This is a genomic window from Bacillus sp. RIT 809, assembly GCF_016892495.1.
In the GTDB taxonomy this organism is placed as follows: domain Bacteria; phylum Bacillota; class Bacilli; order Bacillales; family Bacillaceae_G; genus Bacillus_A; species Bacillus_A cereus_U.
Genome location: NZ_JAFEMR010000027.1, coordinates 37,630 through 55,713 on the forward strand (window position 1 = coordinate 37,630; position 18,084 = coordinate 55,713).

An 18,084-nucleotide genomic window follows, 5' to 3' on the forward strand; every position below is an offset into this window, starting at 1 on the left:
CCTTCTCTATTATGTCGTTTCCCTATCTACCAATTCTGGCAATAACTCTACATGCTTCACATCTATTTCCTCATCATTAATCTTTTCATATAATAATTCAAATGCCTTTACACCAACATTTTTACTAGAATGCGAAATCGTCGTAATACCTAATATATTTGCCACTTCTTGATCATCACATCCGATAATCGTAATATCCTCTGGGATACGAATTCCTTGTTTTTTCGCCTCCGTTACCATTCCTGCAGCAATATGATTGCAAGATACAAGAAACGCCGTCGGTTTTACAGACATATTAGCCCATTCTCTGACTACATTGCGCCCATCTTCCACCGTAAAACAGCCTTTAAACTTCCAGGCATCTAACGGTGTTACAACAATCTGTTGAAGTGAATCCTCATACGCCTTTTTTCGCCTTTGACTATTAATGCTATTACTTCTTCCAATGCAATATCCGATACGTGTATGACCAGCATCTATTAAGCTTTTCATCCCGCGCAAAAATACTTTGTAGTAATCAATATGTACACTTGAAATGAAATTCGAATCTATTTCCTCACACATCACAATTGGACCAAACTTTGTATACTCTTCAAGTTTTTCCTTACTATTTGTCCGTGAACATATAATTACTCCATCAAGTTTTTTCATTTTTAACATATGTAAAATTTCAAGCTCTTTTTCTTCGCTATAATTTGTCTGGCAAAGCATCATATTATAATTGTTCTTTGCAGTTTCCTTTGATATCCCTCCAATAATGGCACTGTAATATTGATCATTTACGTGCGGCAATAAAACGCCAATTACATTTGTTTTTCCTTTCACTAAATGAATCGCATTCACATTTTGCGTATAATTTAATTCTTCTATAATCGCTAAAATTTCTTTTCGTTTCTGTTCATTCACGTACGGATGATTATTGAGTACACGTGAAACAGTTGAAACAGATACCCCAGCAAGTTCAGCAATCTTTCTTATATTCGTCATCTTATTCTCCCCTTCCCCTCAAAAATTCTCGCTTGACCTGGTAAGCTTTCCACAGTATATCCTTTCTTAGCAAATACATTTTGAAAGGATATACAACTATGCTTCGATTCAAATTAGAATATATATTTTTTATTGGTGGTTTACTCATTCTCGCCATCGGCATTAATATGATGACGACAATTACTTCCTTTGGACTTAGCCCTTATGATTCCTTCTTTATTGCACTATATCAAAATTTCGGGATAAGTATTGGTTTTTGGATTTTCATGATTAACTTTGTTTTTACCCTGATCGTACTCTTTTGGGACAAAAAACAAATTACAATCGGCACAATTGTCACAATGATTCTTATTTCTCTTTTTGTTGATTGGGTTGGTTCTATTACGACTATTATGGACGCTATCCGCTCTCTTCCAAAATATATAACACTTATTTGCGGAAATCTATTCGTCGGAGCCGGAATTGGTCTTTACGTCTCTACTAATCTTTGCGCGGCACCTCAAGAGGCTTTCGTTTTAACTGTTGCTGAGAAAAAGAAATGGACATTTAGAAGAACAGAAATTTCATTAGCTTTTTTATTTTTAACACTAAGCTTCTTATTAGATGGGCCAATCTATTTTGGAACAATTATCTTATCCTTTACAACAGGTTGGATTATTCAAGCATTTATTCAAGTTGGTACGCAGATTTTAAATAGAAAAAACCCTATTAAGCAAGCCGCTTAATAGGGTTTTTTTCATTTATTGGAAGAGATACTACTTAGCATCTCCTTCAATTCGATAGTTTGCTTTCACACAATCTATTTCTTCATACGATTGCAATGTATGTAGAATGTACTCATAATCCGCAAGAGAAGCACGATGCGTTACAATTACAATTTCTGCTTTCCCTTTCTCTTCAAGTGGCATTTGAATAATCTTTTCAAAACTAACACCGCGCTCAGAAAACAATGATGTAATTTTTGCAAAAACACCAATTTCGTCTTTCACATGAAGTCTTAAAAACTTTTTCACAATAATTTCATCTGGCTCTTTTAGTACCTTTTGATATTGCGGGACTACAGCACTATTTCCGTTTACACCTAGCCTAATATTTTGCATTACAGCAACTAGGTCAGAAACAACAGCTGTCGCTGTCGGTAAGCTTCCTGCCCCCGGACCATAAAACATCGTTTCTCCTACCGCTTCACCATACACATAGACAGCATTGTATTCATTTTGCACTGCCGCAAGAGGGTGTGCATTTGGAAGTAAAGTCGGCTCAACTGTAACCTCTAATTTCTCGCCATCTCGCTTTGCAAGACCAATTAATTTAATTGTATAACCTAAGCTCTTACTATATTCAATATCTTCTGCTGTAATAGAAGTAATTCCTTTTACCTTCACATCTCCAAGCTCTACATTTGTAGAGAAACCGAGAGTAGCCAAAATCGTCATTTTTCTTGCCGCATCTAAACCTTCTACATCTGATGTTGGATCTGCTTCTGCAAATCCAAGCTGCTGAGCTTCTTTTAACACGTCGTTATATGCTCTCCCTTCGTCTGACATTTTCGTCAAAATAAAATTTGTCGTTCCATTTACAATTCCCATTACTTTCGTAATAAGATCTGAAGAAAGTCCTTCTACGATGCTTCGTAAAATTGGAATCCCTCCAGCTACACTTGCTTCATAAAATAAATCAGCCTTGTTATCTTTTGCTACCGCTAAGAGTTCCGCTCCGTGTAACGCCATTAAATCTTTATTTGCAGTCACAACGTGCTTCCCTCCTTTTAAAGCCTGTAAAATATATGCTTTCGCATCATCAATGCCGCCCATTACTTCGATGACAACATCAATATTAGGATTATCTAAAATTTCATTCACATCTTGTGTTAATAGAGTAGAAGGTACCTCTACCTCTCTCTCTTTCTCAATATTTTGCACCAACACTTTCGTTACTCTCACTGGACAACCGACTTGATGTATCAGTCGTTCTTGATGATCTGTAATAATACGAACTACGCCACTACCAACTGTCCCAAGACCTAATAAGCCCACTTGAATTTCTTTCATAATACTGTCCACCCCTCAAAAATTGTGTTTAGATGCCATTATATAGACAAAAAATCTGAAAAACAATGTATTTTGAACATTCGGAAAAATAAAGGTTAATCTTTACAAATAAAACGCTACCACGTGTTACACAATCACTATTTACAATATATAAGGGGTTTCTTGATACACGTAATAATTCAGCCAATTAGAGAATAATAAATTCCCATGACTCCTCCACCTAACAAGTGGCTTCTCATCTGGATTATTATGTTTAAAATAATTTTTTGGCACATCAATATTTAACCCTTTTTGGCAGTCCCGTTCGTATTCTTCCTTTAACGTATCACAACTATATTCACTGTGTCCGAGTGCGAAAACTTGCCTTCCCTCTTGCCCAATAACAAGATGAACACCCGCTTCTTCAGAATTGGCTAATAACGTTAATTCTTTCACTTTTTCAATATCGCTCTCTCGTACTTCTGTATGACGAGAATGCGGAGCAAAAAACACTTCATCAAACCCTTGTAACAATTTCACATGTTGCTCGCGAACCTCATGTTCAAATACACCAAACATTTTTTCCGCAAGAGGATACTTCGGCACACCATAGTGATAATACAAACCAGCTTGTGCCCCCCAGCAAATATGAAGTGTAGATGTTACATTTGTTTTTGAATACTCCATAATACGTCCAAGCTCTTCCCAATAATCTACTTCTTCAAAAGAAAGAGTTTCAACTGGTGCTCCTGTAATAATGAGTCCATCAAATTTTTCATTCTCAATATCACGGAATGTTTTATAGAAGCTCGTTAAATGGTCCTGTGCTACATTGCGAGACAGATGCGATTCCATATGAAGTAAATGAACATCTAATTGCAACGGTGTATTTCCAATTAAACGAAGTAATTGCGCCTCTGTTTCTTGCTTTGTAGGCATTAAATTTAATATAGCAATTTTCAAAGCACGTATATCTTGTGTTACTGCTCGCTCCTTCGTCATTACAAAAATATTTTCCTTCTGCAATACTTTGCGAGCTGGTAAATCTTTATCAATTATGATCGGCATGTTGTTTGCCTCCGACTAGCGCTGCTTCTAAATCTGCAATAATATCAGAAACATCTTCTATACCGACCGATAAACGGATTAAATCAGATGTAACGCCAGCTAAACGCTGATTTTCTGCGCTTAATTGTCTGTGCGTCGTACTAGCGGGATGTATTACACAAGTTCTTGCATCAGCTACATGCGTTACAAGAGTTGCGAGTTTTACATTTGCGATAAATTCTTTTGCTGCTTCTAATCCGCCCTTAATACCAAATGTTAAAACTCCACTAGCACCTTTTTTCAAATACTTTTGTGCTAACGAGTAATTTTCATTACTATCTAACCCTGGATAATTCACCCATTCAATGCGATCATGATTAGCAAGCCACTTAGCAACTTCGAGAGCATTTTCACTATGACGCTCCATTCGTAAATGCAATGTTTCCAGGCCAATGTTGCTAATATATGCATTGAATGGGCTCATACAGTTTCCGTAGTCTCTTAATAACTGAACGCGTGCTTTCACAATATACGCTGCTGCTCCAAAATTTTGAACATAGCTTACACCGTGATAACTCGGATCAGGTTCGACAAGCTCAGGGTATTTTCCATTTGTCCAATCGAAATTCCCCCCGTCTATTACAATGCCACCTAGAGAGCTTGCATGGCCATCAATATATTTCGTTGTAGAATGGACAATGATATTTGCCCCATGTTCAAACGCCTGGCATAAATAAGGCGTCGCTAATGTATTATCAACGATAAAAGGTACTTCTAATTCTTTTGCTGCCGCTGAAAGTTCTTTGAAATTCAAAACGTTCATTGCTGGATTTCCTAACGATTCTGCATAAACAAGTTTTGTCTTATCATTAGCAAGTGCCGCAATTTCATCTGCTGTTAAATTAGGATTAAAAAATGTAACATCAATGCCAAGCTTGCGCAAACTCACTCCAAATAAATTAAACGTTCCTCCGTAAACAGTTGAAGAACAAAGTAAATGGTCTCCACTACTGCAAATATTTAAAACCGCAAGCATAATAGCTGCCTGCCCAGAAGCTGTTGCAACAGCCCCTACACCGCCTTCTAAATCTGATAACTTCTGCTCAAATGCAGCTAGAGTAGGATTTCCAATACGCGTATATATATATCCTTCTGCCTCTAAATTAAATAGTGCTGCTAAATCATCTGACGTATCGTATTTATACGTTGTACTTTGATAAAGTGGTAAAACACGCGGCTCACCATTTTTTGGCGTATAGCCACCTTGCACACAAATCGTTCCTTTCCCCCATGATTCTCCCATCTCTCATTCTCCTTTCTTTTAATGCAAAATAAAAAACTGCTCCTTTCCTGAAAACAAGAAAGGAGCAGTTTGAAGACACGCTCTAAGGCTCTTTCTTATCTCTCAGGATTATTACCTGCAGGATTTGGCACAATTCCGTTATACGGCTGTTGCCAAGGTTTCATCGGGCCTGTCCCTCCACCTTTTCTTGATAAGACTATGCAATTACCGTTGATTTTATAGCAATAATTTCCTAATGTCAAATAGTTTTTCTGAATGTTCTAAATTAAATGTAAGTAATTTAATTTAAACAACAAAAGAAATATATTCCATATTCATTTGAAAAAGACCTTTTAAAAACTCCGATCAATATATAGAATTAAATAAGTGGTTTAACCGCGTTGGTTTCAAATTTTTATGAGACCCTAATATATTGAATAAGCCAACCTCTCAAAAAGATACTATATATATTCAATTCATTTCACACTAGCATATTCAATCCTTTCTACATTAAAACTTACATAATGGAGGTACAACATGACAAATAAAAAGGACATGCACTATATACTCGTCTTATATGGCCTTCTTTTGGGCTCTATAGTAGGAGCTACAGTCTGGTTATTTTTAGTTACAATAAATATCGGAATTCACTTTATTTGGGGATACTTACCTACTATTTTCTCTTCTCCTCCTTATTACACCATTTGTGTAACAATCATCGGTGGTATCCTCGTTGGTTTAACACAAAAATACTTCGGCACATACCCACGTCTTATGCCGGAAGTAATGGCTGAATATAAACAAACAGGTAGAATTGAATACAGTTTTGTACATAAAGCTACTTTAACTGCGATTATCGTTTTAATATTTGGAGCTAGTTTAGGACCAGAAGCTGCACTTGTTGGAATTATCGGTGGACTTTGTACATGGGTAGGAGATCGCTTTAAATTTGCTTTAAAGGGAATGAATGAACTAACAGAGGTTGGAATTGGTGCTACTTTAAGTGTCATTTTTAATGCACCATTATTTGGTTACTTAGCTCCGAATGAAAATGAGGGTGAACAAATTAACGAATTTTCTAAAGGAAAAAAAGCAATTGTATATTTAGCTACCACTTTTGCTGGTTTTTCCGTTTACTTATTACTTAGTAAACTCGATAGTCGTGGATCCTTTATTGTTGATTTCGGGGAAGGGTCTCTTGCTCTTAATGAATGGATCGCCTTTCTACCACTTGCTAGCATTGGTGCTATAGTTGGTTTCTTTTATTTCAAATTAGAATTCGCATTAGAGAAATTAATCCACCCCTTCAGGGAATACAAAGTATCACTTGGAATTATCGGCGGTATTTTACTCGGGGTTACTGGAACTTTCCTCCCGTATACGTTATTTTCAGGGGAACATCAATTAAAAGATTTAGTCGTTGAATGGAGCCATTTATCCTTCTGGGTACTACTTCTTTCAGGAATTTTAAAATTATGTATTACTGCCGTTTGTTTAAATACGGGTTGGCGCGGCGGACATATTTTCCCCATTATATTTGCTGGATCAAGTATCGGATACGCTATAGCTTCTATTCTGCCTATAGATCCCATATCTTCTGTAGCCATCGTCACGACAGCTATTTCAAGCTATGCATTAAGAAAACCAATAGCTATAACATTACTATTACTCATGTTTTTCCCGCTCAATTTATTATTACCGATGCTCGGGGCTGCGGCAATCGGCAATGCATTTCCGCTTCCTAAACATAACGAAACTACAAACTAATATAAAAAAACAGCATTAACATGTAAATGTTAATGCTGTTTTTTCGAGTGACGATTATGTTTTTAATTAAAATTTACTTGCTACTTTAGCCGCTTCTTCAAGACCTGCTGCAATGATCTCTTCTGCTTTATCTGTGAATTGATTATGTCCTTCGATAACTACTGTTTCCATGTTTGTTGCGCCGAAGAAGCCCATCATGCTTGCTACATATTTAACAGCCATTTCCATTTCAGCTGCTGGCCCTTCAGAATATACGCCGCCGCGTGCATTTAATAACGCAATCTTCTTATCTCCAATAAGCCCAACTGGACCTTCTGGTGTATATTTAAACGTTTTACCAGCACGGTTTAAATAATCAATATACGTGTGTAATACGGCTGGAATCGTTAAGTTCCATAATGGGAAACCGAAAACTACTTTATCAGCTTCTAGAAATTGATTTAAATACTTATCAGCAACTGCTACCACTTTTGCTTCTTCTTCTGTTAAATCAAATCCTCTACCTGCTTTGAATGTACCATTAATCATATCTACGCCTACATATGGTAATTCTTCTTTATATAAATCAAGTTCTACTACTGTATCATTTGGATGTGCTTCTTTATAGTTTGCTAAAAATGCCTCGTATAATCTCACACTTACTGCTTGTTCCGCTGGGCGGTTGTTTGCTTTTACAAATAAAACTGTTGCCATTGTTTTTCCTCCTAATACTCACTCTTATGTTGTTATATATCACTTACGAAAAAGGGTACTCCCTTGTAATTGCTGTTGCTTACAAATATATTCTATCTTTATATCAAGACAATTACGTCCTCACATAGACGTATTTTTCCATAAAAAAAGTCCACCTTCTAAAGGCGAACTAGGTCTTACGACTTTTGTCTTATACAATTCCATTTTTCACTGCATATAATGCTGCTTGTGTGCGATCGGATAAATGTAACTTACTCAAAATACTACTCATATGAGCTTTTACCGTTTTTTCTGTAATAACTAAAACAGAAGCGATTTCTTTATTACTCATCCCTTTCGCCAATAGCTGCAATACTTCATTTTCTCTCGCTGTTAACACATCCACTTGAACGGAAGGTTCTTCTTCTTTTTCTTCCTGTGGTAATGTTTGAGAAAGAAGGGCATTTGCTATATCTGGATGTAATTGAATATTACCTTTATACGCGCTTCGAATAGCTTCAACAAGCTGATCTGGTTCTATATCTTTTAAAATATAACCGCTCGCCCCAGCTTTTAGTGCCGGCAATACATGAGCTTGATCAGAAAAACTAGTTAATACAATTACTTTCACGTTTGGATATTCTTTTTTAATACAAGCTGTTGCCTCAATTCCATCCATCTCAGGCATGTATAAATCCATTAATACGACATCTGGATTCGTTTCGCCTACTTTCACCAACGCTTCTTTCCCATTGTTTGCTTCCCCAACTAATTCAAAATCTTCCTGTGTGCTTAGAAAAAATGCCAATCCTTTTAAAACAACTGTATGATCATCAACTAACAATACTTTTATTTTCACAAACTTCCCTCATTTTCACATCATAATGGTACATTTACTTTTACACTCGTTCGTTTCTTACTACTTACAATTTTAATTGTTCCACCAACTAATTCTACTCTTTCACGCATCGTAGTCATACCGAGTGATTTCTTCTCTTTTATATCCTTTTCTACAAAACCATTTCCTTGATCGACTATTTCTAATGATACATTTTTCTCCGTCACTTTGAAATAAATCGTCGCTTCTCCTACATTCGCATGCTTACTTACGTTATTTAAAGCTTCTTGTCCAATTCGCCATAGCGCTTCTTCTACTACACGCGGCAAATCACGCACACCTGTAACTTGTTCCCGAATTTTCAATCCTAAACTTTCGCCATATTGCTTTAAAGCTGGTAATAACCCCTTCTCTAATCCTGCCGGACGAAGCTGCCAAATCAAGGTCCTCATTTCTTTCAAAGCACCTTGCGCTAGTTCACGCATCTCATACAAAGAACTATCTACCTTTTCATTTTGGCCTTTTAAAACAGCTTCAGCACCCTTCGTCATAAAAGTTAATGAAAATAATTTTTGTGAAACTGAGTCATGTAAATCTCTTGCTAACCGATTTCTTTCTTCCATCCGTACAAGTTCACGGCGTTGCTCATTTAATCTTAAATTCTCTATTATTAACGAAATATGATTCGATAGAGCTTGCATTACATCTATTGTATTAACATCAAACTCTCCATTATTTGAACTAACACACAAGACACCAAACATATGACTTTGAATATGTATTGGCGTAGCGATAACGGCCCTATTTGGATGTACAATATGACCAATTTGACGTTTTAATAAAACAGGCTCATCTTTTTCTAATGCCTTCTTTGCTGCTTCTTTCACATCGTCCTGTAACTCTTCCTGACCATAAGACGCTCGCAAAGATAATTCTGTTTCTTCTCTAATAAAAAACGCCACTTGATTCCATTGAAATACTTCACCCACGTGATTTACCACTTTCTCAGGTAATACATTAAACTTATGAATCGTTTTTAACGCTTGAATAAAACGTTCCAATTTCACATAATAATGTGCTCTTCGTTTTTCATTTTCATATAATTTGGTTCGCTTTAAAGCCGTCCCGATTTGAAAAGCAACGGATTGGAGCAAAACCAATTCTTCTTCTGAAAAATGTGTTTTACCTGGGCTTGCAACATTTAATACCCCGATTTTTTCCCCTCCGGCCTTTAAAGGAACCGTAGCATGATGGAGAATTCCTTCCGTATCTCCCCAATTATATTCAATTGCATTATTAATTCTTTTACATTCAATAATATTAACCGCGCGCTCTAGCTTCCCATCTACAAAACCACGTAAACACCAACACTCACCTTCACACATTGGGCGTTTATTTTCATATGTAAGTGCCTCTGGTAACTGATAATCAATTAACTTTGTATACCTCCCATTTTCATCCGCAAGAAAAATCCATCCTGTCGTTAAACCTGTTACACTTAGTAATTTTTCTAGGACCGCTTGCAATACATGGTAGGTATCATTTGATGTATTTAGCGTTTCTGCAATTTCTTTTAATATAACTAATTCATTTGTACGATTATCTCGAAACATATCAAGTCTCCTACATACAAGATTTTAAATCGCTTCTCAAGTAAATCATCTACTTTTCACTTTGTACTTATTCGTAACATTGATATAATAGTGAAAACATAGTTTTCATTATATCACTTGAGGGGGCTTTCATAATGACATTAAATAAGGCACTTACAATCGCTGGTTCTGACACAAGTGGCGGTGCTGGTATACAAGCAGATTTAAAAACATTCCAAGAACTTGGCGTATATGGAATGACATCTCTTACAACAATCGTAACAATGGACCCACATAACGGTTGGGCACATAACGTATTCCCAATTGCGGCTTCTACATTAAAACCACAATTAGAAACAACAATTGAAGGCGTTGGCGTAGATGCTTTAAAAACAGGTATGCTTGGATCAGTAGAAATTATCGAAATGGTTGCGGAAACAATTGAAAAGCACAATTTCGAAAATGTAGTAGTTGATCCTGTTATGGTATGTAAAGGAGCAGATGAAGCATTACATCCTGAAACAAATGACTGCTTACGTGACGTTCTTGTTCCAAAGGCATTGGTTGTAACGCCAAACTTATTTGAAGCATATCAATTAAGTGGTGTGAAAATTAATTCTCTTGAGGATATGAAAGAAGCTGCAAAAAAAATCCATGCTTTAGGCGCTAAATACGTACTGATTAAAGGTGGTAGCAAACTAGGCACAGAAACCGCTATTGATGTATTATATGACGGCGAAACATTCGATCTTCTAGAATCTGAAAAGATTGATACGACAAATACACACGGTGCAGGTTGTACATATTCTGCTGCAATTACAGCAGAACTTGCAAAAGGAAAAACTGTGAAAGAAGCAGTAAAAACTGCGAAAGAATTCATCACAGCTGCAATTCGTCATTCATTTAAGATTAACGAATATGTAGGACCAACACATCACGGTGCATACCGTAAATTCGTTGCACCGAAAGAACTTGTCTAACATAAAGCTTTTTATTAATACATTTAAAAATAAATTAAAACCCACAGAACATTTATTATTCTGTGGGTTTTAATTACTTTGCAGAAATGTTTTAAAGTACTCCCCGAATTCCTATGATGCTGAACTAACCTTGTTTCTACCATTTCTTTTTGAATAATATAACGCATCATCCGCTGATTGAATAAATTGATCAGGTGATTTTTTATACTCTGAAATTCCGACAGAAACTGTAATTTTAATTTTTTCCCCATTTTGCAGTTGGAATGAATGCTTTTCAACAGCTAGTCGAATTTGTTCCCCTATACGAGTTCCAAATGCTACTCTCTTTTTTGGTAACAACAGAGCAAACTCTTCGCCACCTTTTCGAAAGACTAAATTTGGGAATGGTGCATTCTCTAACAAAATACGCCCTAGTTGTTTTAACACTTCATCTCCAGCAGGATGACCGTACGTATCATTTACATACTTAAAGTGATCAATATCGATAAGTAATAAACAAAGTGAATCATTTTTCATATGCTTGCTACCAATATGACGATTCATCTCGAAATCAAACTGCCTTACATTTCCTAGATTCGTTAATGCATCTATCGTTGCATAATGCTTCATCGTTTGAAATAATTCATTGGATTGCAATACGTAACTTGCACTTACAAATGTGATGTATGCCGCTACAATACAACAAACTAAATATAAAACCACTACATATATATCCTTAAATAAAATATAAAGTGGTAGTATTAAAATAGACAAACTGTACACATTAAACCATATCCATTTTGTAAATATAGAAATCTTCATCCGCCAAATGAGTGTACTGCCAATCCCTATTGCCACGATAGTATAGCAAGCCAATTCAGAGGCTAAAGAATACTCAGTAAAAAATACCCGCGTTATTAAAATGATCATAACTGTTATACTACTAGCTATTGGGCCACCAATTATAACTGCCAAAATAACTGCTAAATAACGTAAATCCAACATAATATTTTCAATATGTACACCAAAATTCATCAATAATATACTTAATATTCCAGTTAAAATGCCGACCAAACATTTCTGCCAAAAAGAGAACCCTTCTTTTAACGGCTTATCTCTTAAAAGCTGAGCACCTACAAAGATAAAGGAAAGAATGATTGTCATATTTACAAATAAATCTCTGAACATAAAATAATCTCCCTACTTTTTCTTTTCCATCTATCACTTTCTATATGTTATTGTATTACGAAATACCTATAATTCCCAAACTTTTTTATTTTATTGTTCCACGTGGAACAGCAAAAAGCAAAATAAAAAAGGAGACGAAATTTCGTCCCCTCCATTAACAACATCGCGATATCTTTCCGCCTTTTGCATTAAATCTAGCTTCTTGTGCCTCAGCAAAAAATTGCTTTTGACATAGAATTTTCTCTTCTGGATGATGTACTTTCATGTGATTTACATACGTTTCATAACTTGGAACTCCGACAAGTAAACTAATAAATTGCTTTCTCTTTCCCCATACGTTCCGTAAACTTTTAAGCATAGTTCCTCGACTCACTTTCATCTCTTGGAATATATGGTGCCTCTTTTAACGGCATTGGCTTATTTCTTAATACTTGAATCCAAATTCGAAGTGCAGAAATTAATACAGCGATTACAACTATCATAAAAATTCCACAAAGCGCTGCATCAATATAGTCATTCAAAATAATTTGTTTCATTTGCGCAATATTTTTAGCCGGAGCTAATACTTTCCCATCATCTAATGCTCCCTGGAATACTTTCGCATGTGATAGAAATCCTATTTTGGGATTTTCATGAAATAGCTTTTGATAACCTGCTGTCATTGTTACAATAAGCAATCCGACAGTCGGAATAAGTGTTACCCAAACATATGCCTTTTTTCCCATTTTGAACAAAATTGTCGTTCCAAGTAATAATGCAATACCTGCTAACATTTGGTTTGCAATACCGAAAAGTGGCCATAATGTATTAATTCCACCAAGCGGATCTATTACCCCTTGGTATAAGAAATACCCCCATCCTAGTACACATAGTGTTGTAGCTATCACATTTGCTAATGTTGAATCTGTTTTCGCAAACGGCTTATATACATGACCTAAAATGTCTTGAATCATAAATCGCCCTACGCGTGTTCCCGCATCAATCGTTGTTAAAATAAATAGTGCTTCAAAAAGAATAGCAAAATGGTACCAAAATGCCATCATCGCCGTTCCGCCCATTACTTGCGAAAATATATACGCCATACCAATTGCTAATGTTGGTGCACCACCTGTACGTGATAAAATGGTCTGTTCTCCGACATTAACAGCAAGATCTTTTAATTCATTCGGTGTAATAGCAAATCCCCATGAAGAAATAACTTGAGCTGCCTGCGATACATCCGTACCGATAAGTGCTGCAGGACTATTAATTGCAAAATAAGTTCCTGGTGTTAATACACAAGCAGCAATCATTGCCATCGCTGCTACAAACGATTCCATTAACATTGCTCCATAACCGATTGGCTTTGCGTGGCCTTCTTGCTCAATCATTTTCGGCGTCGTGCCTGATGAAACGAGAGCGTGGAATCCTGACACAGCACCACAAGCTATTGTAATAAATAAGAACGGGAATAAGTTACCGGAGAAAACAGGACCTGTCCCATCGATAAATTGCGAAACTGCTGGCATTTTTAAATCTGGTGCTACAACTAAAATACCGATTGCTAACCCAAGTATCGTCCCTATTTTTAAAAATGTACTTAAATAATCACGTGGCGCAAGAAGCATCCAAACCGGTAATGCCGATGCAATAAATCCATATACGATAAGCATAATAGCAATTGTCTCACCACTAAAAGTAAACATACTTGCAAGTGTCGGATTTTCCGCCACATATTGTCCTCCAATAAGGGATAAGATTAGTAGAACAATACCGATTACTGATCCTTCCCCTACTCGCCCTGGCCTAATGTAACGCATGTAAACTCCCATTAAAATAGCAATTGGAATCGTTGCTGCGATTGTAAACATTCCCCATGGGCTTCCAACAAGCGCCTTCACAACTACTAAAGCTAATACCGCTAATAAAATGATCATAATACCTAAAATACCAATCATTGCAATTAATCCTGTAACAGGACCAATCTCATCTTTAATCATTTCTCCTAATGATTTACCATTACGTCTCATTGAAGCAAATAAAATTACAAAATCCTGTACAGCTCCAGCAATAACTACCCCAACAATAATCCAAATTGTCCCAGGTAAATACCCCATCTGCGCCGCCAAAATCGGTCCTACTAAAGGACCTGCCCCTGCAATCGCTGCAAAGTGATGTCCGAATAAAACCCATTTATTTGTCGGAACATAATCCTTGCCATCGTTTAACGTATGAGCAGGTGTTTGTCTATTATTATCTAGACCAAAAACTTTCCTCGCTATAAATCTACTATAAAAGCGATACGCAATCGCATACACTGATACAGCAGCAACTAATAGCCATACAGCATTAATTGTCTCACCTTGCGATAACGCTATTACACCAAAAGCAGATGCTCCTAGCGCTGCAATAACTCCCCAAAGTAAAATTGACTTCAATGTTTTCACATACAATCCCCCCATTACTACTTCTTAGTGGAGATTGTACTAAATTTTCTGAATATTTTACTTGAATCCTCCTTATCATGAAGGATTTTTAGATTATCATGTTAAAATTCTCTCATTACTTGTCACAGTTCAATTTTATTTCGAAGTCGTTTTACATAATTGCGGCTTACTGGAATCGGTTGCTCATCGTACCTGTCTAAATGCAAATTATACGTGCCATTATAATAAGGTTTAAGTTCTTGTACATATGACATATTAATTAAATAGCTTTTATGTACACGTAAAAAATCATATGCATTTAGTTTATTTTCTAATTCCTGGAGTGTGTATGTTGAAATATACTGATTATTCGTTGTATAAATTGAAACGGTTTTGTTTTCCTTATTTTTACTTACATATACAATATCCTCCGGGAAAATATATCTAATCCCCTCATGGCCTTCTATCGGCAGTTTACGCAGATGACTCTTTGCTTTCTCACCTTGTTCTTTTCCCATTTTATATAAAATGAATTGTAAATCCTCTTCACGAAATGGTCGTAATAAATAATAAAACGCTTGGAAACGAAAAGCTGTAATTGCCTCTTCTATATCCTCACCAATAAAAATAAATTTCGTATAACAATTCACTTCCCGTAACAAACTCGAATATTCAAAACCAGTACCATCCATTAATTGCGAATTTAAAAAAACAAAATCAGGTGTATGTTTTTTCATTATTAGCAAAGATTCTGTTCCAGTTTCCGCTTCAAAACATTCTACATTTCGAATGTTTTCAGTAAAGTTCTCAACTAATTTTCTTCGCTCTTCTTTCTCTTCCATGATAAGTAAGATTTTCATTTATCCAGCCACCTAATTCCTTTGTCCATATGTCTTGTTGTATACATTCGCTTTAGTAAGAAACAATCCCTTTTTCTTACTATACCATTATTTATCTAAAAAAACAGAAAAAAGGAAACCACCTTGGTTTCCCTTTTCTTTTATCCCGATTGGTGCGGGCTAATAATCAGTCATTGATGGACAAAACACCCACTGATTAAAGTTTCACTTTATACTAATTCCCTCTGTTTCGTTTCTTGACCAAGTATAACGACAGCAAGTGCCCCAATTAAAATTGATCCACAGAAAATCGTAAATATTAGCGATAGTGAAGCTTGTGAAGCAACTAAATACCCTACTAATAGTGGTCCAAGAATACCACCAATACGTCCAAATGCCGCGGCCATTCCTGCACCTGTACCGCGAATAGTTGTCGGATACTGTTCAGGTGTATACGCGTATAATGCACCCCAAGCACCTAAATTAAAGAACGATAGTAACATGCCTGCCACGATTAAAACTGTTAATGAATCTGCAACTCCAAACAAGTACGCACTACACGCTGTACCGATTAAATAGGTAACCAAAACAAACTTACGCCCAAGACGTTCGATAAACCAAGCAGCTGTGAAATACCCTGGAAGTTGAGCTAATGTCATAATAAGTACGTACTGGAAACTTTTTATTAAACTAAATCCTTTTAATACCATTACACTAGGTAACCAAAGGAATATTCCATAATAGGAAAATACAACACAAAACCATAAAATCCATAACATAATTGTAGCTTTACGATATTCTCCAGACCAAACTGACTTTATATTCTCGATAACAGACGGTCTTTTTTCAACCTTTTGGAATCTCGGGGAATCTGGTAAATTCCATCTTAAATATAAAGCATATAGTGCAGGAACCGCACTTAATACCATGGCTACTTCCCAACCATATTTCGGAATAACGAAATATGAGATAAGAGCTGCAATTAGCCACCCACCTGCCCAAAAACTTTCTAATAGCACAACTATTTTGCCACGTTCATGTGCTTCAACACTCTCTGATACTAGTGTCGAGGCAACTGGAAGCTCTCCGCCAAGCCCCATACCAATTAAAAATCGTAGAACGAGGAACACCGAGAGTGTCGTCGTTAAAGCAGTTAAACCACTACCGATAGAAAATAGTAATAATGTAATAATAAAGACCGATTTCCGTCCTATTTTATCTGATAGTATCCCAAAAATGAGCGCTCCTACTGCCATACCAATTGAGTTAATACTACCTATCCAGCCCATTTCTTGACTAGTTAATCCCCAATCTTTTTGCAGTGCTACCATTACAAATGAAAGCATTCCAACATCCATTGCATCGAATAGCCATCCAAGCCCCGCTATACCAAGTAGCTTTCGCTTCGAAATTTCTTTTATTTTGCCCACAAGAAGTCCTCCTTACACAGGTGTCTTTACACATCATTTTACATGTGTGAATTGTATAAGTAAAATACTTTCGTGTAAAAAATTCTCCTTCATCATTCCCAAAAAGTAAAATGCTTATCCCGCTATTTGTGGCAGTAAAAATCCCGCCTCAAAATCCAGCTGGAGTAAAGAAGTTAGTTGGGAGCCCTGCTGCCCAAATGCCCGATTGGTGAGGGCTGATAATCAGTGGCGGATGAACAACCCCCCCCACTGATTAAAGTTTCACTTTATCAAAAATAAACAAATAAAAAAAAGTAGCGATGTTCCGCTACTTTTTTGAACGCATTACTTCTTTTAAAAACTCAGCCAATACTAACTGACGACGCCAGCGTGTTGGATTACTACATAATCTATAAAACCATTCTAAGTTAATAGCTTGGATCCATTTTGGCGCACGTTTTACCTCTCCGGCCCACACATCTAAACTACCGCCTACTCCAACAGCCATTTTCGTTTCTAAACGATGCTTATTGTTTTGGATAAAGTTTTCTTGTCTTGGGAAACCAAGCGCAACAAGTAATAGATCTGGTTTTGCTTCTTGAATGCGAGAAACAATATTCTCTTCTTCTTCTTGTTTAAAGTACCCATCTTGTGTACCCACAATAGATACCGCCGAATACGTCTTCGTTACATACTCTGATGCAGCTTGTACAACATGTGGTTTTGCACCTAATAAGAAAACAGATACTGGTTTATTCTCTTCCGATAACTTCGCTAATAAATTACACATTAAGTCAAAACCTGCCACACGCTCTTTTAAAGGTGTACCAAGCATACCACTTGCTTTAACAACCCCGATACCATCAGGTGTAATTAAATCTGTATTTAATAATGTTTTATGGAATTTTTCATCCTTTTTTGCACACATAACAATTTCAGGGTTTGCTGTTACTACCTGAAAAGTATGAGTTTGCTCCACTTCTAATTGTTCCTTTAAATATTGGACCGTCTCATCCATTGTCATTGTAGAGAAAGGAACACCAAGAATATCAACTGTTTGTACTGCCAT

Annotated in this window: 16 protein-coding genes and 1 riboswitch; of the genes, 3 read left to right on the top strand and 13 right to left on the bottom strand. The window is 36.4% G+C overall.

Annotation, left to right across the window (positions count from 1 at the left end):
• Positions 1-9: 9 nt before the first annotated feature.
• On the bottom strand, positions 10-987 hold the full coding sequence (locus JTF23_RS22950; RefSeq protein ID WP_078174639.1) for a LacI family DNA-binding transcriptional regulator: 978 nt from the start codon (positions 985-987) through the stop codon (positions 10-12).
• Between the two features lie 98 nt (positions 988-1,085).
• Here JTF23_RS22950 and JTF23_RS22955 point away from each other — a divergent pair, with 98 nt between their 5' ends.
• Complete coding sequence (locus tag JTF23_RS22955) at positions 1,086-1,712, top strand: YczE/YyaS/YitT family protein (RefSeq protein WP_002159723.1); 627 nt, start codon at positions 1,086-1,088, stop codon at positions 1,710-1,712.
• Positions 1,713-1,742: 30 nt separating this feature from the next.
• Here JTF23_RS22955 and JTF23_RS22960 read toward each other — a convergent pair whose 3' ends face one another.
• From JTF23_RS22960 to JTF23_RS22970, 3 genes are all read right to left on the bottom strand, one after another.
• Complete coding sequence (locus JTF23_RS22960) at positions 1,743-3,038, bottom strand: homoserine dehydrogenase (protein WP_204209834.1); 1,296 nt, start codon at positions 3,036-3,038, stop codon at positions 1,743-1,745.
• A gap of 141 nt (positions 3,039-3,179) precedes the next feature.
• Positions 3,180-4,085 carry a homoserine O-acetyltransferase MetA gene (metA, locus tag JTF23_RS22965; RefSeq protein WP_016106758.1) on the bottom strand — a complete coding sequence of 302 codons (906 nt, stop codon included), beginning with the start codon at positions 4,083-4,085 and terminating at the stop codon, positions 3,180-3,182.
• Positions 4,069-5,367 (bottom strand): bifunctional O-acetylhomoserine aminocarboxypropyltransferase/cysteine synthase, encoded by a 1,299-nt coding sequence (locus JTF23_RS22970; RefSeq protein WP_002068601.1) that lies wholly within the window; start codon positions 5,365-5,367, stop codon positions 4,069-4,071. The genes metA and JTF23_RS22970 overlap by 17 nt, the downstream gene beginning before the upstream one ends.
• A gap of 92 nt (positions 5,368-5,459) precedes the next feature.
• Positions 5,460-5,564, bottom strand: a riboswitch (SAM riboswitch).
• A 319-nt stretch (positions 5,565-5,883) separates the two neighbouring features.
• On the opposite strand from JTF23_RS22970, the gene JTF23_RS22975 reads away from it, so the two are divergent.
• Entirely contained in the window at positions 5,884-7,113 is a 1,230-nt protein-coding gene (locus JTF23_RS22975) for a chloride channel protein (protein WP_002016391.1), read from the top strand.
• Positions 7,114-7,179: 66 nt separating this feature from the next.
• Here JTF23_RS22975 and JTF23_RS22980 read toward each other — a convergent pair whose 3' ends face one another.
• The 3 genes from JTF23_RS22980 to JTF23_RS22990 form a co-directional block, all read right to left on the bottom strand.
• A complete protein-coding gene (locus JTF23_RS22980; protein ID WP_204209835.1) occupies positions 7,180-7,806 on the bottom strand; it encodes an FMN-dependent NADH-azoreductase in 627 nt (208 codons plus the stop codon).
• A gap of 190 nt (positions 7,807-7,996) precedes the next feature.
• A complete protein-coding gene (locus tag JTF23_RS22985; protein ID WP_199709647.1) occupies positions 7,997-8,644 on the bottom strand; it encodes a response regulator in 648 nt (215 codons plus the stop codon).
• A gap of 20 nt (positions 8,645-8,664) precedes the next feature.
• On the bottom strand, positions 8,665-10,236 hold the full coding sequence (locus tag JTF23_RS22990; protein WP_078180860.1) for a GAF domain-containing sensor histidine kinase: 1,572 nt from the start codon (positions 10,234-10,236) through the stop codon (positions 8,665-8,667).
• Between the two features lie 134 nt (positions 10,237-10,370).
• On the opposite strand from JTF23_RS22990, the gene pdxK reads away from it, so the two are divergent.
• Complete coding sequence (pdxK, locus tag JTF23_RS22995; protein ID WP_002113152.1) at positions 10,371-11,195, top strand: pyridoxine/pyridoxal/pyridoxamine kinase; 825 nt, start codon at positions 10,371-10,373, stop codon at positions 11,193-11,195.
• A gap of 111 nt (positions 11,196-11,306) precedes the next feature.
• Here the strand turns inward: pdxK and JTF23_RS23000 are convergent, their stop codons facing one another.
• From JTF23_RS23000 to JTF23_RS23025, 6 genes are all read right to left on the bottom strand, one after another.
• Complete coding sequence (locus JTF23_RS23000) at positions 11,307-12,362, bottom strand: GGDEF domain-containing protein (RefSeq protein WP_204209836.1); 1,056 nt, start codon at positions 12,360-12,362, stop codon at positions 11,307-11,309.
• 154 nt (positions 12,363-12,516) lie between these two features.
• Positions 12,517-12,720 carry a YbdD/YjiX family protein gene (locus JTF23_RS23005; RefSeq protein ID WP_002113158.1) on the bottom strand — a complete coding sequence of 68 codons (204 nt, stop codon included), beginning with the start codon at positions 12,718-12,720 and terminating at the stop codon, positions 12,517-12,519.
• Positions 12,713-14,788 carry a carbon starvation CstA family protein gene (gene cstA / locus JTF23_RS23010; RefSeq protein WP_199709644.1) on the bottom strand — a complete coding sequence of 692 codons (2,076 nt, stop codon included), beginning with the start codon at positions 14,786-14,788 and terminating at the stop codon, positions 12,713-12,715. The genes JTF23_RS23005 and cstA overlap by 8 nt, the downstream gene beginning before the upstream one ends.
• 122 nt (positions 14,789-14,910) lie before the next feature.
• Positions 14,911-15,627 carry a LytR/AlgR family response regulator transcription factor gene (locus JTF23_RS23015; protein ID WP_204209837.1) on the bottom strand — a complete coding sequence of 239 codons (717 nt, stop codon included), beginning with the start codon at positions 15,625-15,627 and terminating at the stop codon, positions 14,911-14,913.
• 209 nt (positions 15,628-15,836) lie between these two features.
• Positions 15,837-17,036: an MFS transporter gene (locus JTF23_RS23020; protein ID WP_204209838.1), complete on the bottom strand. Its 1,200-nt coding sequence runs from the start codon at positions 17,034-17,036 to the stop codon at positions 15,837-15,839.
• A gap of 307 nt (positions 17,037-17,343) precedes the next feature.
• Positions 17,344-18,084: a WecB/TagA/CpsF family glycosyltransferase gene (locus JTF23_RS23025; RefSeq protein WP_000290758.1), complete on the bottom strand. Its 741-nt coding sequence runs from the start codon at positions 18,082-18,084 to the stop codon at positions 17,344-17,346.

What these genes read in the sequence shown, in the direction of transcription:
- JTF23_RS22990 (WP_078180860.1), bottom strand. Translation starts at nt 10,236, where the DNA reads ATGTTTCGAGATAATCGTACAAATGAATTAGTTATATTAAAAGAAATT.
- JTF23_RS22950 (WP_078174639.1), bottom strand. Translation starts at nt 987, where the DNA reads ATGACGAATATAAGAAAGATTGCTGAACTTGCTGGGGTATCTGTTTCA.
- JTF23_RS22970 (WP_002068601.1), bottom strand. Translation starts at nt 5,367, where the DNA reads ATGGGAGAATCATGGGGGAAAGGAACGATTTGTGTGCAAGGTGGCTAT.
- JTF23_RS23015 (WP_204209837.1), bottom strand. Translation starts at nt 15,627, where the DNA reads ATGAAAATCTTACTTATCATGGAAGAGAAAGAAGAGCGAAGAAAATTA.
- JTF23_RS23005 (WP_002113158.1), bottom strand. Translation starts at nt 12,720, where the DNA reads ATGCTTAAAAGTTTACGGAACGTATGGGGAAAGAGAAAGCAATTTATT.
- JTF23_RS22980 (WP_204209835.1), bottom strand. Translation starts at nt 7,806, where the DNA reads ATGGCAACAGTTTTATTTGTAAAAGCAAACAACCGCCCAGCGGAACAA.
- JTF23_RS22960 (WP_204209834.1), bottom strand. Translation starts at nt 3,038, where the DNA reads ATGAAAGAAATTCAAGTGGGCTTATTAGGTCTTGGGACAGTTGGTAGT.
- metA (WP_016106758.1), bottom strand. Translation starts at nt 4,085, where the DNA reads ATGCCGATCATAATTGATAAAGATTTACCAGCTCGCAAAGTATTGCAG.
- JTF23_RS23025 (WP_000290758.1), bottom strand. Translation starts at nt 18,084, where the DNA reads ATGGCAGTACAAACAGTTGATATTCTTGGTGTTCCTTTCTCTACAATG.
- pdxK (WP_002113152.1), top strand. Translation starts at nt 10,371, where the DNA reads ATGACATTAAATAAGGCACTTACAATCGCTGGTTCTGACACAAGTGGC.
- JTF23_RS23000 (WP_204209836.1), bottom strand. Translation starts at nt 12,362, where the DNA reads ATGTTCAGAGATTTATTTGTAAATATGACAATCATTCTTTCCTTTATC.
- JTF23_RS22975 (WP_002016391.1), top strand. Translation starts at nt 5,884, where the DNA reads ATGACAAATAAAAAGGACATGCACTATATACTCGTCTTATATGGCCTT.
- JTF23_RS22955 (WP_002159723.1), top strand. Translation starts at nt 1,086, where the DNA reads ATGCTTCGATTCAAATTAGAATATATATTTTTTATTGGTGGTTTACTC.